Here is a 14,946-nt window from a genome sequence, read left to right as displayed (position 1 = left end):
GCTTTGTACACCACTCATCCGCCAGGTTTAGCGGTGGAATGAGTTTATATCTGCGTACAGATCAATCAGAACTGCATCAGTTCTGCTTCTTTATCTGCCAACGCCGCATCAACTTTCTTAATTGCCGCGTCGGTCATTTTCTGTACTTCTTCCTGAGAGCGACGATCGTCATCTTCACTGATCGCTTTATCTTTCAGCAGAGCTTTTACTTTATCGTTCGCATCACGGCGGACGTTACGAACGGCGACACGCGCCTGCTCCGCTTCGCCACGGACAATTTTCGTCAGATCTTTACGACGTTCTTCGGTCAGCGGCGGCAGCGGAACGCGAATATCGGTGCCCGCAGAGCTTGGATTCAAACCGAGGTCTGACGCCATGATCGCTTTTTCAACGGCTGGCCCCATAGAACGGTCAAACACGTTAATTTTTAAGGTACGGGAGTCTTCTACCGTTACGCTTGCCAACTGGCGCAGCGGGGTCGGAGTGCCATAGTATTCTACGACAATACCATCCAGCAGGCTGGGAGAAGCACGACCCGTGCGCACTTTGCTGATTTGGGTTTTGAACGCTTCAACGCATTTTTCCATGCGTACTTCAGCATCTTTTCTGATATCGCTAATCACGTTACGAATCCTTGAAAACTAGTCTCAGTCAGACCAGACGGTCACACAATATAAAGATGTGCTAAGTATAGTCTCGTTTAATTTCTGCCAGGTAATAAGACCCGTCAATAGAACAGAATCTTACCCGTATTTGGCGCTCACGGGAATTATTCCGTGATTAACGTCCCTTCTTTTTCGCCCATCACCACACGACGCAGCGCGCCCGGTTTGTTCATGTTGAAAACACGAATCGGCAGTTTGTGGTCACGAGCCAGCGTGAACGCCGCCAGATCCATCACTTTCAGCTCTTTATCCAGCACTTCGCTGTAGGTCAGCTGATCGTACATGGTCGCGGAAGGATCTTTTGCCGGATCGGCAGTGAATACACCATCCACTTTGGTCGCTTTCAGTACGACATCCGCTTCAATTTCGATCCCGCGCAGACAGGCCGCAGAGTCGGTAGTGAAGAACGGGTTACCCGTACCTGCAGACAGAATCACAACACGGTTATTACGCAGCAGGCTAATAGCCTCGGCCCAACTGTAGTTGTCGCACACGCCGTTTAAAGGAATTGCCGACATCAGGCGGGCGTTCACATAGGCGCGGTGAAGCGCATCACGCATTGCCAGGCCGTTCATGACGGTGGCCAACATGCCCATGTGGTCGCCCACAACGCGGTTCATCCCCGCTTTTGCCAGACCCGCGCCACGGAACAGGTTACCACCGCCAATCACCACACCAACCTGAATACCCAGTTCAACCAGTTCTTTGATTTCCTGAGCCATACGATCCAGTATGCTTGCATCAATACCGAAGCCTTCCGTACCCTGCAGAGCTTCGCCGCTTAATTTAAGCAGAATGCGTTTATAGACGGGTTTTGCATTGGTAGCCATGTTTCTTTCCTGAGACTGTCAACGATTGATATGAGTTAATTCCGGCGACATTGTACGTCGCATTTCAGCGCAGACGCCAGGCGTCGGCTGATTTTACAAGAGAGGCGCAAAAAGAAGCCGCCCTCAGGCGGCTCCTCAGGAAAATCAGGACTGCTTAGACATCGCAGCAACTTCTGCTGCAAAGTCAGTCTCGACTTTCTCAATGCCTTCGCCCACTTCAAAGCGGATGAAGCCAGTCACGTCAGCGTTGTGCTCTTTCAGCAGTTGGCCAACAGATTTGCTCGGTTCCATGACGAAAGGCTGACCAGTCAGAGAAACTTCGCCGGTGAATTTCTTCATGCGGCCTTCAACCATTTTCTCTGCGATTTCTTTCGGCTTACCGGACTGCATCGCGATGTCCAGCTGTACCTGGTACTCTTTCTCTACCACGTCAGCAGACACGTCTTCCGGCTTAACGAATTCCGGCTTGCTTGCCGCAACGTGCATCGCCAGCTGTTTAACCAGCTCTTCGTCAGCGCCTTTAGCGGCAACCAGAACGCCGATGCGCGCACCGTGCTGGTAAGAACCCAGAACGTCGCCTTCCAGGGAAGCGACGCGACGAATGTTGATGTTCTCGCCGATTTTCGCTACCAGAGCAACGCGCTCTTCTTCGAACTGCGCTTTCAGGACTTCTACGTCAGTGATTTTGCCAGCAACAGCGGCATCCAGCACTTTGTCAGCAAATGCCTGGAAGCCAGCATCTTTAGCCACGAAGTCAGTCTGGCAGTTAACTTCCAGAATGAAAGCGACGTTGCCGTCGATTTTGGTTTTGATTACGCCGTCAGCAGCCACGTTGCCTGCTTTTTTCGCCGCTTTGATAGCGCCGGACTTACGCATGTTTTCGATTGCCAGCTCAATGTCGCCATTCGCTTCAGTCAGCGCTTTTTTGCAATCCATCATGCCTGCGCCGGTACGCTCACGCAGCTCTTTTACCAGGGATGCGGTAATTTCAGCCATTCTAAAATCCTCGAAAGATTTGATCTGCCCGGCATCAAACCGCACAGATATAAAAGTGAAAAAGGGGGCCATATACAGGCCCCCTAACCAAACGTGATACTACCTGGTCTATAAGGGCTCTCCCCTTCATATTTCGAGCCGCAGGTGCGTTGCCTTCACTCGCTCATCCCAGTCACTTACTGATGTAAGCCCCCGGGAATTCTCGAGCTTGCCGCCTTCCTGCAACTCGAACTATTTTAGGGAGTTATCAAGCCTTATTACTCGGCTTCTACGAAGCTTTCTTCCGCCTGGGAAGCCAGATCCTGAGAACGGCCTTCACGAACGGTTGCAGCGACAGCGCTCAGGTACAGGCTAACAGCACGGATTGCGTCATCGTTACCCGGGATAACGAAGTCAACGCCGTCCGGATCAGAGTTGGTATCAACGATAGCAAATACCGGGATACCCAGGTTGTTCGCTTCTTTGATAGCAATGTGCTCGTGGTCAGCATCGATAACGAACAGAGCGTCCGGCAGACCGCCCATGTCTTTGATACCGCCCAGGCTGTTTTCCAGTTTCTCAAGCTCACGAGTACGCATCAGCGCTTCTTTCTTGGTCAGCTTTTCGAAAGTACCGTCCTGAGACTGAGTTTCCAGGTCTTTCAGACGTTTGATGGACTGACGAACTGTTTTCCAGTTAGTCAGCATACCGCCCAGCCAGCGATGGTTCACGAAGAACTGGTCGCAGCTGTTAGCAGCTTCTTTCACCGCTTCGCTTGCAGCGCGTTTAGTACCAACGAAAAGGATTTTACCTTTACGAGCAGAGATCTTGTTCAGTTCAGCCAGAGCTTCGTTGAACATCGGTACAGTTTTCTCAAGGTTGATGATGTGAACTTTGTTACGCGCGCCGAAGATGAAAGGCTTCATTTTCGGGTTCCAGTAACGGGTCTGGTGACCAAAGTGAACACCAGCCTTGAGCATGTCGCGCATGGAAACAGTTGCCATGATTTAAAACCTCTATAGATTAAGTTGGGGTTATGCCTCCACGTATCCCATATTACCGACCCCAAAGGGCACCCCGGAATATGTGCCGATACGTGTGTGTTGTTACACAAAGTGAGATTTGTCGCTCCCGTCCATCGTGTGTAGTCTTCGAATGGATCGGAGGTCCGGCGCGCTTTATACCACAAATACGCCACCGACACCAATAATTGTTGGCACTCAATGCTGAATTGAACGATGAATTTCGTGTTACAGGCAGGCGGCAAATTTTTGCATCCCCGGGAGCTTACGGCCAGTAAGTGACTGGGGTGAAAAATGTCGCCAACGCACCTGTGGCACGAAAGGCGAAGTTCAGAATGATTCTCAATTTGGCAGGGCACACCCCTGACTGATACCATTGTCAGCACTTACACAATTATTGCCGAAATCATCGGCACTGATGGACAGAATTCATGGCTATCTCTATCAAGACATCTGAAGACATCGAAAAAATGCGCGTCGCGGGCCGTCTGGCAGCCGAAGTGCTGGAAATGATCGAACCGTATATCAAACCGGGCGTCACCACCGGCGAACTGGACCGTATCTGTAACGATTACATCGTTAACGAACAACACGCGATCTCCGCCAGCCTCGGCTACCACGGCTATCCGAAATCCGTCTGTATCTCTATTAATGAAGTGGTGTGCCACGGCATTCCGGATGACGCTAAACATCTGAAAGATGGTGATATCGTCAACATCGACGTGACCGTGATTAAAGATGAATTCCACGGCGATACCTCGAAGATGTTTATCGTCGGCAAACCGACCATTCTGGGCGAGCGTCTGTGCCGCGTCACGCAAGAGAGCCTGTATCTGGGCATCAAAATGGTGAAACCGGGCATCCGCCTGCGCACCATTGGCGCCGCCATCCAGAAATATGCCGAAGGCGAAGGTTTCTCCGTGGTACGTGAATACTGCGGACACGGTATTGGTCGCGGCTTCCATGAAGAACCGCAGGTGCTGCATTATGATGCAGACGATGGCGGCGTCGTGTTGCAGCCTGGCATGACCTTTACCATTGAACCGATGCTGAACGCCGGGGATTACCGTATCCGCACCATGAAAGACGGCTGGACGGTAAAAACCAAAGACCGCAGCTTGTCTGCTCAGTACGAGCATACTATTGTGGTAACGGAAAACGGCTGTGAAATTCTGACGCTGCGTAAAGATGACACCATCCCGGCGATCATCACACACGACGAATAATGTTTTGCCTGATGGCGATGCATTCGCATCTTATCAGGCCTACAAATTACACCTTTACTCAAAATCATTCGAGTTGCCTCAAGGCGGCAAGAGAGTGAATCTTCAGGAGCGTACATAAGTACGTGACTGGAGTGAACGAGCGCAGCCAACGTAGAAGCAACTTGAAGGATGAAGAGTAAATACGTAGGCCGGATAAGGCGTTCACGCCACCATCCGGCTTTTTAATGGGTGGCGCATATGAATACTCTTCCTGAACAGCACGCGAATACCGCACTCCCCACCCTCCCTGACCAGCCGCAAAACCCTGGCGTCTGGCCGCGCGCTGAACTGACCGTCGCCGGTATCAAAGCCCGCATCGACATCTTTCAACACTGGCTGGGAGAGGCATTTGACAGCGGCATTTGTGCTGAACAGCTTATTGAAGCCCGTACCGAATTTATCGACCAGTTGTTGCAACGCCTGTGGATTGAGGCCGGTTTCGGTCAGATTGCCGATCTGGCGCTGGTCGCCGTCGGCGGCTATGGACGCGGCGAACTGCATCCGCTTTCCGATATTGATCTGCTCATTTTAAGCCGCAAAAAGCTACCCGATGAACAGGCGCAAAAGGTCGGCGAGCTGCTGACTTTATTATGGGACGTCAAGCTGGATGTCGGGCATAGCGTACGTACGCTGGAAGAATGTCTGCTGGAAGGTCTGTCTGATTTAACCGTTGCGACAAACCTCATCGAAACGCGCCTGCTGATCGGTGATGTCGCTCTGTTTCTGGCACTACAAAAACATATTTTCAGCGAAGGTTTTTGGCCGTCCGACAAATTTTACGCCGCCAAAGTAGAAGAGCAGAACCAGCGCCACCAGCGCTATCACGGTACCAGCTATAATCTGGAGCCGGATATTAAAAGCAGCCCCGGCGGCCTGCGCGATATCCATACGTTACAGTGGGTCGCCCGACGTCACTTCGGCGCTACCTCGCTCGATGAGATGGTGGGATTCGGCTTTTTAACCCCCGCTGAGCGCGCGGAGCTCAACGAGTGCCTGCATATCCTGTGGCGCATTCGCTTTGCGCTACATCTGGTGGTCAGCCGCTACGATAACCGCCTGCTGTTCGACCGCCAGTTAAGCGTCGCTCAACGCCTTAACTACAGCGGCGAGGGCAATGATCCGGTTGAGCGGATGATGAAAGACTACTTCCGGGTTACGCGCCGGGTGAGCGAACTCAATCAGATGCTGCTTCAGCTATTTGACGAGGCGATTCTGGCGCTGCCTGCGGATGAAAAACCGCGTCCTGTTGACGATGAGTTTCAACTGCGCGGCACGCTCATTGATCTGCGTGACGACACGCTGTTTATCCGCGAACCGCAAGCGATCCTGCGCATGTTTTATATGATGGTGCGCAATAGCGCGATCACCGGCATCTACTCTACGACGTTACGCCACTTGCGCCACGCCCGCCGCCACCTGAGCCAACCGCTGTGTTACATCCCGGAGGCGCGCACTCTGTTTCTTAGTATGCTGCGCCATCCCGGCGCGGTCAGCCGCGGCCTGCTGCCCATGCATCGCCACAGCGTACTGTGGGCTTATATGCCGCAGTGGTCGCACATCGTCGGACAAATGCAGTTTGACCTGTTCCACGCATACACGGTGGATGAACACACCATCCGCGTAATGCTCAAACTGGAGAGCTTTGCGAAAGAAGAGACGCGCCAGCGCCATCCGCTATGCGTCGATCTCTGGCCGCGGCTTCCCCATCCGGAACTGATCCTGATCGCCGCGCTGTTCCACGATATTGCGAAAGGACGCGGCGGCGACCATTCCGTACTGGGCGCGCAGGATGTACTCACCTTCGCCGAACTGCACGGTTTGAACTCACGCGAAACGCAACTGGTCGCCTGGCTGGTGCGCCAACACCTGCTGATGTCAGTCACCGCCCAGCGCCGCGACATCCAGGATCCGGAAGTCATCAAGCAGTTTGCCGAAGAGGTGCAAACCGAAACACGGCTGCGTTTTCTGGTCTGCCTGACCGTCGCGGACATCTGCGCGACCAACGAAACCTTGTGGAATAGCTGGAAGCAGAGCCTGCTACGCGAGCTGTACTTCGCCACGGAAAAACAGCTCAGGCGCGGAATGCAAAATACGCCGGATATGCGTGAGCGCGTGCGTCACCATCAGCTTCAGGCGCTGGCGCTGCTGCGAATGGACAATATTGATGAAGCCGCGCTGCACAAAATCTGGACCCGCTGTCGCGCTAACTATTTTGTTCGTCATAGTCCAAATCAGCTCGCCTGGCACGCACGCCATTTATTGCAGCACGATCTGCGCCAACCGTTAGTGTTGCTTAGTCCGCAGGCCACGCGCGGCGGAACCGAAATTTTTATCTGGAGTCCGGACAGACCCTATCTGTTTGCCGCCGTCTGCGCCGAGCTGGACAGGCGTAATTTAAGCGTCCATGACGCGCAGATCTTTACCACTCGCGACGGCATGGCAATGGATACGTTTATTGTTCTGGAACCAGACGGCAGCCCGCTGGCGGCGGATCGCCATGACGTTATTCGCACCGGTCTTGAACAGACCATTACGCAGCGTAGCTGGCAGCCGCCGCAGCCGCGTCGGCAACCGGCAAAGTTACGGCACTTTACGGTCGAAACGGAAGTCAATTTTCTGCCCACCCATACCGACAGAAAATCATTCATGGAATTGATCGCGCTCGATCAACCTGGTCTGCTGGCCAGGGTCGGACAAATTTTTGCCGATCTGGGAATTTCGCTTCATGGCGCCCGAATTACAACCATTGGTGAACGAGTAGAAGATTTATTCATAATCGCCACAGCGGATCGGCGCGCACTTAATAATGTGCTGCAACTTGAGGTGCAACAACGGTTGACAGCGGCCCTCAATCCAAACGATAAAGGGTAGTGTGTTTATTAATATGAAAGAGTTTAACAATGCAGCAGTTACAGAACGTTATTGAGACCGCTTTTGAGCGCCGCGCCGATATTACGCCGGCTAATGTAGATACCGTGACCCGAGAGGCAGTAAACCAGGTCATTTCTCTACTTGATTCCGGCGCGCTGCGTGTCGCAGAAAAAATCGACGGTCAGTGGGTCACTCACCAGTGGTTGAAGAAAGCGGTTCTGCTCTCTTTCCGTATTAACGATAACCAGGTTATCGACGGTGCGGAAAGCCGCTACTTCGATAAAGTCCCGATGAAATTCGCTGATTACGACGAAGCGCGTTTTCAGAAAGAAGGCTTCCGCGTCGTTCCGCCTGCGGCCGTTCGTCAGGGCGCATTTATCGCCCGCAACACCGTGCTGATGCCGTCTTACGTTAACATCGGCGCCTACGTTGACGAAGGCACCATGGTTGACACCTGGGCGACGGTGGGTTCCTGTGCGCAGATTGGTAAAAATGTTCACCTTTCCGGCGGCGTGGGTATCGGCGGCGTACTGGAGCCGCTGCAGGCTAACCCGACCATCATTGAAGACAACTGCTTTATTGGCGCGCGTTCTGAGGTCGTGGAAGGCGTCATTGTCGAAGAAGGTTCCGTCATTTCCATGGGCGTATACCTCGGCCAGAGCACCAAAATCTACGATCGCGAAACCGGTGAAGTTCACTATGGCCGCGTACCGGCGGGCTCCGTGGTCGTTTCCGGCAACCTGCCGTCAAAAGACGGTAAGTACAGTTTGTACTGCGCGGTGATCGTGAAAAAAGTCGACGCCAAAACGCGTGGTAAAGTGGGCATTAACGAATTATTGCGCACTATTGATTAAGCGAGTGAAAAGCGGGGGCGACAGCCCCCCTTTGCATTACGGCGAATGCGGTAACACGGTTTCCGGCGCAATCTTTGCCGCAAACGCCGAAGCCAGCGCAGTCAAAACGACATAACCGGCAACCAAAGTCCAACTGTTATCATAGACTGCGCTTAACGCTTTAGCGATAAACGGCGTGAATCCCCCTGCCACAACCGCCCCCAACTGAGCGCCAATTGATGAACCGCTGTAGCGTACAGGCGGATGAAACAGTCCGGCGAAAAAAGAAGGTTGCACGGCATTCAGTGAATTATGACCAATGTTAATAAGCAGAACGTAGCCCATTGTCATCAGTATGAGCGAACGGCTTTCCAGCAGCCAGAAAAAGGGAAAAGCCATTGCCGCGACAAAAAGCGCGCCGAAAATATACACCTGACGGCAGCCACGCCGATCCGACATGATGCCAAATAGCACGTGCATGGGATACGCCAGCAGACAGGTGAACATTACAATGTACAGAATAGTCAGGCTGGCAATCCCAAGCTGCGTCGTCGCCCAGGAAACCGCGAAGACGGTGGCAAGAAAAAAGGGAACGCTTTCCGCAAAACGCAGAATTATAATCAGCAAAATGCTGCGCTATTGTTCTCGTACTACTTTGACCACCGGCCTTTCTTCTCTTTGCTGCCTATGATTAATGGCCTGCTGCTTTTTAAACGCACGGAAGACAGGCGTCTCATCCAGACGATGACGCATATATAATCCAGGCAACACCAAAAGCGCACTGAGCAGAAAAGGAATACGCCATCCCCACGATAACAACGCCTCCTTCGGTAATTGGGTCACGACTATAAATACGCCTGTCGCCAATAATTGTCCCGTGAGTCCTCCTGTTTGCGATAGCGCGCTTAACCGCCCCCGGTGCTTTCCAGCAGCATATTCCACGACCATCAACATGGCGCCTCCCCATTCGCCTCCAACCATAAATCCCTGTAGAAAACGCAGAATAACCAGTAAAGCAGGCGCCAGCGCGCCAATACTGGCGTAAGAAGGCAGGCAACCGATGAGAAACGTGACCGCGCCCATCCCCCCTAACGTGATTAATAACGTGTTTTTACGCCCAAGCGTATCTCCCCTGTTGCCAAAAAATAGCGCGCCCAGCGGTCGGGAGATAAATCCCACGCCGAAACTGGCAAAAGAAGATAACGTTGCAGTCAATGGGCTGGCGCCAGGAAAAAAAAGCGGGCCAAATACCAGCGCGCTTGCCAGGCCGTATAATAGAAAATCATAATATTCAATGGAGTTTCCTATCCAGGCGGAAACCACCACCCGGCGAATAGTAGCATTATACGTTCCGGACATAGACTCCGCCTCTCAAGGTTATCGACCACTGCCTCCGGTCAATTTCCCACACTGACCTCAAACGCTTTCTCTATAAACGGAATATCGCGTTGAATTACTTAAGCTATCAATAACCGCCGCCCTTTTGCTCATGACGTTGCCGAGACGTCTTCTGCGATCAACTACGCTTTTTTTGTATACATTGGTGGCGAAAAACCAATTTTTCGTTAATTATTCAAAAGTTATAGTGTGATGAAGGATACCGCTATGTATGACAATCTAAAAAGTCTGGGCATTACCAATCCTGAGGAAATCGATCGTTACAGCCTGCGGCAAGAAGCCAATAACGATATCCTGAAAATCTATTTTCAAAAGGATAGAGGTGAATTCTTTGCTAAAAGCGTGAAGTTTAAGTATCCACGCCAGCGTAAAACGGTGGTGGCCGATGGCATCGGTCAGGGTTATAAAGAAGTACAGGAGATTAGCCCTAACCTACGCTATGTGATTGACGAGCTGGACCAAATCTGCCAGCGCGACCGCTCAGAACTCGATCTCAAACGTAAGATCCTCGACGACTTGCGCCATCTGGAAAGCGTCGTCGCGAATAAGATCAGTGAAATCGAAGCCGATCTGGACAAGCTTACCCGTAAGTAAGCTGTGTGTTGCCGGATGGCGACGTGTTACGCCTTATCCGGCCTACAGATATATCCCGGTAGGCCTGATAAGCGTAGCGCCGCCGGGCTTAACGCTGTTCATCCAGTTGTAGCGCCACATACAGCAACAGCCGATCGTCAAAATTTCCCAAATCCAGCCCGGTCAGTTCCGAAATACGATTTAGCCGATATTCCAGCGTGTTACGATGAATAAACAGCGCCTTAGAGGTCGCCAGCGGCTGGACATTATGGCGAAACCACGCCGTCAGCGTCCGACGTAATAACCCGTTGTTATCCATCGCTTTGAGTTTTACCAGCGGGCGCGCCAGCTCATTGGCCTGCCAGCCGCCACGCAGGCTATCTAACAGAACCGGCAGCATCAAATCCTGATAAAAATAGCTGCGGCTTTCTGGCATCCGCTGTTTGCCGACCATCATCGTAGTGCGCGCCGTGCGGTATGAACGTGCAATACTGCCCGGCCCGGTAAAGTAATTGCCCAGCGCCACGCGAAAACGTAGCTGACCATTCTCTTTCATTCGCGAGATAAGCTGCTCTACGCGCTTACGATGATCTTCAGCATCCCAGCGACCAAACGAGTTTAAGGCGGGTTTGAGCACCACCATCTCGGTGAGAGAAACAATGGCTATCAGGTTGTTACGCTCCGGCGTGGTAAGCGCATTCTGCAACTGCTGAAGTTCCGCCATTGCGCTATCGACGCCAAGCTGGCCGCTGTCGACTTCCACCACCGCCGCCACACGCGGCTGGTTCAAATCGATCCCCAAACGCTGCGCCCATTCCACCAGCGCCGGCGTATTTTCTTCGGCCTGAATCAGGTTCATCACCAGCTCTTCGCGCAAACGGCTATCCTGCGCCAAAAGGTGCATTAACCGCGACTGCTCCAGCATCATTTCGGCAGTCATACACACCAGTTCGCCATATTTACGCAGATGCTCTGGTTCGCCGGTGAGGCCGATCACGCCGACAATTTCGCCCTCAAGACGTAAGGGAAGATTAATCCCCTGACGCACCCCGTGCAGGTGTCGCGCCACGGCGTTGTCAATATCCACAACCCGGCCCTGCGACAGCACTAACAGCGCGCCTTCGTGCAATTCACCAATACGTTCCCGATCGCCGCTGCCGATAATACGCCCGCGGGCATCCATTACGTTGATATTGGTATCGATGATGCGCATAGTGCGCGCCACGATATCCTGCGCCATTTTGGTATCAAGATGCCAGCCATAAATCCCTCCTGTGAGCAGAGCACAAGCATAAGGAAGATAACAGGTCTCGACATTGTGCAAATGCACAAAACGGTGCAAATAAGTATGGAGTTGTGGGGGGTTTCACAGAAAAGTGTTGCCCCCTTCCATGGCGGAAGGGGGACAAAGGTGATTACTGCATCAGCAAATAAATAGAACTATCACCACGCTGAATATTCAGAGCCAGAACCGACGGCTTGCTGTCGAGAATCTTACGCAGTTCGGCGATATTTTTCACCGGCTGCTGGTTAGCGCCGATAATCACATCACCTTTTTTGAGGCCAATTTGCGCGGCGGGTGAATTCGCTTTCACGCTGCTCACCACAACGCCTTTATCCTGGCCTTTATTGCTCATTTCAGCGCCTTCAATCCCGCTGAAGATGGTGCTGGAATCAACCTGACTCTGGCTGCTCTGCTGCAGTTCCAGATTAACCGTAATCGCTTTACCTTCACGCAGCAGACCGAGGCTGATTTTGCTGCCGACCGGCATAGTGCCGACCTGAGCGCGCAGCGCCGCAAAGCTGCTGATCGGTTTACCGTTCAGCGAGGTAATGACATCCCCGGCTTTGATACCCGCTTTCGCCGCGGACGAATTCGGCATCACCTGGCTGACGAACGCGCCACGCTGGGCATCGACTTTCATCGCTTTCGCCAATTCGGAATTCAGCTCAGTCCCCATGATCCCCAGTTCGCCGCGTTTCACCTGGCCGTATTCCACCATCTGCGACGTCAGGTTTTTCACCATGTTACTGGGGATAGCGAAGCCAATACCGATGTTGCCGCCGTCCGGCGCCAGAATCGCGGTGTTAATACCGATCAGCTCACCGTTCAGGTTCACCAGCGCGCCGCCGGAGTTACCGCGGTTAATCGCGGCGTCGGTCTGAATAAAGTTCTCATAATTTTCTACGTTCAGGCCGCTACGCCCCAGCGCCGAAACGATACCTGACGTCACCGTTTCGCCCAGACCAAACGGGTTACCAATAGCGACGGTATAATCCCCCACGCGCAGCGCGTCGGAGTCCGCCAGCTTAATCGCCGTCAGGTTCTTCGGATTCTGAATTTGAATCAGCGCGATATCAGAACGCGGATCTTTGCCTACCACTTTAGCATCGAATTTACGCCCATCGCTAAGCTGTACTTTAATCACGCTGGCGTTATCAACCACGTGGTTGTTGGTGACGACGTAGCCCTTCGCGGCGTCAATAATTACGCCGGAGCCCAGCGCCATGAATTTCTGTTGTTGACCGCCGTTGCCGCCGTTACCGCCGCCCTGGCAGAACGGAGAATTCTGGAACGGAGAACCGTCCTGGCAGAACGGGGAGTCATCGCCAAAGAACTGCTGGAAATTACGCGGCATACGCGGCGTATTCACCGTGGTGCTACCTTCTACATTAATACTGACCACCGATGGCATCACTTTTTCGAGCATCGGTGCCAGGCTTGGCATCTGCTGGGCAGTCATTGCTGAAGAGGACGTTTCAGCCGCCGTGGCAGACAGAGGCGACAATGCCAAACCTAAACTCAGAGCCAGTGCACTCATTGCTAATGTGGTTTTTTTCATGTGTTTCAATCTCGATTAACAGGTAACGCAAAATTGCTGTGTACGTCAGATTCATTTTATAACGCGAAGTTCCGGAACAAAGTTTCTGGAAAAAGTAAAAATTTATTGTCCATCTTTACAAAAGTCCATTTACTGTTCGACCGCCATCAAACGCCGATATTCATCCCATGCGTAAAGGTCAGTCATCCCGCTGATATAATCCTGAATCAACCGACAGCGATAATAATATTCCAGTACCGGGTACTCCGCCGAATCCGTGGGTAATTTACTGACGACTTCCACGTAGGCCAAACGATGGCGCGTAGAAAGTTTCTGAAATAAGCGCGATTCTATAGGGAAGCGTTTCAACCGTTCTTTTTCCACCAGCTCGCGAAAGTCGTTAAGCGACAAGCTTAATAGCGGCTGATAGATATCTAATAACCCGCTGATCACCCGGTATCCCTGTAGTTCAAGCTGTTCTACATCCGGATGGCTAAACACATGTTCAACCGCCACATTCTTATAGAGTTCAAGCAGGCGGCTAAAACCGCTGGCATCTTCCAGCAGCGCCTGATTGAAGGTACCGGCAAAAATCTGCGGCAAATTATCAATAAAACGCTGAGCGGCATAGGGCACCAGTTTATTTAATGTATTTACCCGTAAATACATAAAAAACTGATCTTCGGTACTGCGGCTTAATGTATTGGCGCGTGATTTTTCCCACGCATTTCCTACCACCAGCTCAAACAGCGAATCCTTCTCATGGTGGCCCCACGCGTGATATAAATGGTGATAAAGCTGCTCAACGCTAAAGATTCTTTTCTCTACCGCGTCTTCAAGATCGGCGACACAATAAGAAATATCATCTGCGGCTTCCATAATCCACGTTAATGGAAAGCGACTGTAAGGCGCTAACTGCAGTTCTTTACGTAACCTCGCAATATACTTCTCTTCAGAAAGATAATAGCCCGGTTTCTTCATTAAATAGCGATGGGAATCCGGCACCGGCCCTCGCCACCATGCCGGACGGGTATATTTTAAAATTCCGCCAACCTGCGCCCAGGTAAGATTCATCCGCATGAGCGTATGTACCAGACGAATTCCCTGTGCATTGCCTTCAAAATGGCAGATATCCTGACGTACCTTGCGGCGAATATCGTTCAGATTTTCTTCGCCTTCCTGTAGCCGTAGCGAGGAAACCACACAGCGATCATGCGTGAGCGGCTGACTTTCCGCATCTTCCGGATGCAGCCGCTGACGAAACCAGTCATTGATCGCCGCCTCGCCAAAATGACCGAACGGCGGATTACCGATGTCGTGCATCAGGCAGGCCATTTCCACAATACTTTCAAAGGGACCGGTCAGCGCATCCAGACCGTACTCCTCCAGTCGGTTTTGCTCTTTCAGGCGACTTAAAATCTCTTTCGCGATATAACGCCCCACCTGCTGCACCTCCATCGAATGCGTCAGACGAGTACGCACCGCGGCATTGCGCTCCAGCGGGAAAACCTGCGTTTTTTGCTGCAAACGGCGTATAGCCGGAGAGTTGATAATCCGCCCGCGATCGCTTTCAAAAATCCGCAGGATCTCATGTTCCGTCTTTACGCCCTGCGGTGAACGATAACGACGATGCCAGTTAATTTTATTTCGGAAATCGATCGATGCCATATCCTCTCCCCGCCTGAGAAATGC

At 52.2% G+C, this 14,946-nt stretch carries 11 protein-coding genes and 1 pseudogene; 4 read left to right on the top strand and 8 right to left on the bottom strand.

Annotated features, from left to right (window positions below):
* Positions 1-65: 65 nt before the first annotated feature.
* From frr to rpsB, 4 genes are all read right to left on the bottom strand, one after another.
* A complete protein-coding gene (gene frr / locus ACFK9X_RS05530; protein WP_000622423.1) occupies positions 66-623 on the bottom strand; it encodes a ribosome recycling factor in 558 nt (185 codons plus the stop codon).
* A 146-nt stretch (positions 624-769) separates the two neighbouring features.
* Complete coding sequence (gene pyrH, locus ACFK9X_RS05525) at positions 770-1,495, bottom strand: UMP kinase (protein ID WP_000224567.1); 726 nt, start codon at positions 1,493-1,495, stop codon at positions 770-772.
* Positions 1,496-1,639: 144 nt separating this feature from the next.
* Complete coding sequence (gene tsf, locus ACFK9X_RS05520; protein WP_000808106.1) at positions 1,640-2,491, bottom strand: translation elongation factor Ts; 852 nt, start codon at positions 2,489-2,491, stop codon at positions 1,640-1,642.
* Positions 2,492-2,748: 257 nt separating this feature from the next.
* On the bottom strand, positions 2,749-3,474 hold the full coding sequence (gene rpsB, locus ACFK9X_RS05515; RefSeq protein WP_151115795.1) for a 30S ribosomal protein S2: 726 nt from the start codon (positions 3,472-3,474) through the stop codon (positions 2,749-2,751).
* Positions 3,475-3,923: 449 nt separating this feature from the next.
* On the opposite strand from rpsB, the gene map reads away from it, so the two are divergent.
* The 3 genes from map to dapD all read left to right on the top strand — a co-directional run bounded on the left by map (position 3,924) and on the right by dapD (position 8,482).
* The gene (gene map, locus ACFK9X_RS05510; protein WP_151115793.1) at positions 3,924-4,718 is read left to right on the top strand and encodes a type I methionyl aminopeptidase; all 795 of its coding nucleotides are present in this window, start codon (positions 3,924-3,926) and stop codon (positions 4,716-4,718) included.
* Positions 4,719-4,955: 237 nt separating this feature from the next.
* Positions 4,956-7,628: a bifunctional uridylyltransferase/uridylyl-removing protein GlnD gene (gene glnD / locus ACFK9X_RS05505; RefSeq protein ID WP_001094519.1), complete on the top strand. Its 2,673-nt coding sequence runs from the start codon at positions 4,956-4,958 to the stop codon at positions 7,626-7,628.
* A 29-nt stretch (positions 7,629-7,657) separates the two neighbouring features.
* Positions 7,658-8,482 carry a 2,3,4,5-tetrahydropyridine-2,6-dicarboxylate N-succinyltransferase gene (gene dapD, locus ACFK9X_RS05500; RefSeq protein WP_001186673.1) on the top strand — a complete coding sequence of 275 codons (825 nt, stop codon included), beginning with the start codon at positions 7,658-7,660 and terminating at the stop codon, positions 8,480-8,482.
* Between the two features lie 36 nt (positions 8,483-8,518).
* Here dapD and ACFK9X_RS05495 read toward each other — a convergent pair.
* A pseudogene (locus ACFK9X_RS05495) lies at positions 8,519-9,820 on the bottom strand (MFS transporter).
* 246 nt (positions 9,821-10,066) lie between these two features.
* On the opposite strand from ACFK9X_RS05495, the gene ACFK9X_RS05490 reads away from it, so the two are divergent.
* Positions 10,067-10,453, top strand: coding sequence for a DUF3461 family protein (locus tag ACFK9X_RS05490; protein ID WP_000272193.1), 387 nt, complete (start codon positions 10,067-10,069; stop codon positions 10,451-10,453).
* 88 nt (positions 10,454-10,541) lie between these two features.
* Here ACFK9X_RS05490 and cdaR read toward each other — a convergent pair whose 3' ends face one another.
* The 3 genes from cdaR to dgt form a co-directional block, all read right to left on the bottom strand.
* Positions 10,542-11,699: a DNA-binding transcriptional regulator CdaR gene (gene cdaR / locus ACFK9X_RS05485; RefSeq protein WP_024138428.1), complete on the bottom strand. Its 1,158-nt coding sequence runs from the start codon at positions 11,697-11,699 to the stop codon at positions 10,542-10,544.
* Positions 11,700-11,847: 148 nt separating this feature from the next.
* Positions 11,848-13,275, bottom strand: coding sequence for a serine endoprotease DegP (degP, locus tag ACFK9X_RS05480; RefSeq protein WP_000753958.1), 1,428 nt, complete (start codon positions 13,273-13,275; stop codon positions 11,848-11,850).
* 129 nt (positions 13,276-13,404) lie between these two features.
* Positions 13,405-14,922 carry a dGTPase gene (dgt, locus tag ACFK9X_RS05475; protein ID WP_000146450.1) on the bottom strand — a complete coding sequence of 506 codons (1,518 nt, stop codon included), beginning with the start codon at positions 14,920-14,922 and terminating at the stop codon, positions 13,405-13,407.
* Positions 14,923-14,946: the final 24 nt, after the last annotated feature.

The organism is Salmonella sp. WC3 (genome assembly GCF_042932255.1).
GTDB classification, from domain to species: Bacteria; Pseudomonadota; Gammaproteobacteria; order Enterobacterales; family Enterobacteriaceae; genus Salmonella; species Salmonella enterica.
Note: the sequence above shows the minus strand (reverse complement) of the source record. Positions and strands in the feature narration are given on the sequence as shown.

What these genes read in the sequence shown, in the direction of transcription:
- glnD (WP_001094519.1), top strand. Translation starts at nt 4,956, where the DNA reads ATGAATACTCTTCCTGAACAGCACGCGAATACCGCACTCCCCACCCTC.
- degP (WP_000753958.1), bottom strand. Translation starts at nt 13,275, where the DNA reads ATGAAAAAAACCACATTAGCAATGAGTGCACTGGCTCTGAGTTTAGGT.
- ACFK9X_RS05490 (WP_000272193.1), top strand. Translation starts at nt 10,067, where the DNA reads ATGTATGACAATCTAAAAAGTCTGGGCATTACCAATCCTGAGGAAATC.
- rpsB (WP_151115795.1), bottom strand. Translation starts at nt 3,474, where the DNA reads ATGGCAACTGTTTCCATGCGCGACATGCTCAAGGCTGGTGTTCACTTT.
- dapD (WP_001186673.1), top strand. Translation starts at nt 7,658, where the DNA reads ATGCAGCAGTTACAGAACGTTATTGAGACCGCTTTTGAGCGCCGCGCC.
- tsf (WP_000808106.1), bottom strand. Translation starts at nt 2,491, where the DNA reads ATGGCTGAAATTACCGCATCCCTGGTAAAAGAGCTGCGTGAGCGTACC.
- pyrH (WP_000224567.1), bottom strand. Translation starts at nt 1,495, where the DNA reads ATGGCTACCAATGCAAAACCCGTCTATAAACGCATTCTGCTTAAATTA.
- dgt (WP_000146450.1), bottom strand. Translation starts at nt 14,922, where the DNA reads ATGGCATCGATCGATTTCCGAAATAAAATTAACTGGCATCGTCGTTAT.
- map (WP_151115793.1), top strand. Translation starts at nt 3,924, where the DNA reads ATGGCTATCTCTATCAAGACATCTGAAGACATCGAAAAAATGCGCGTC.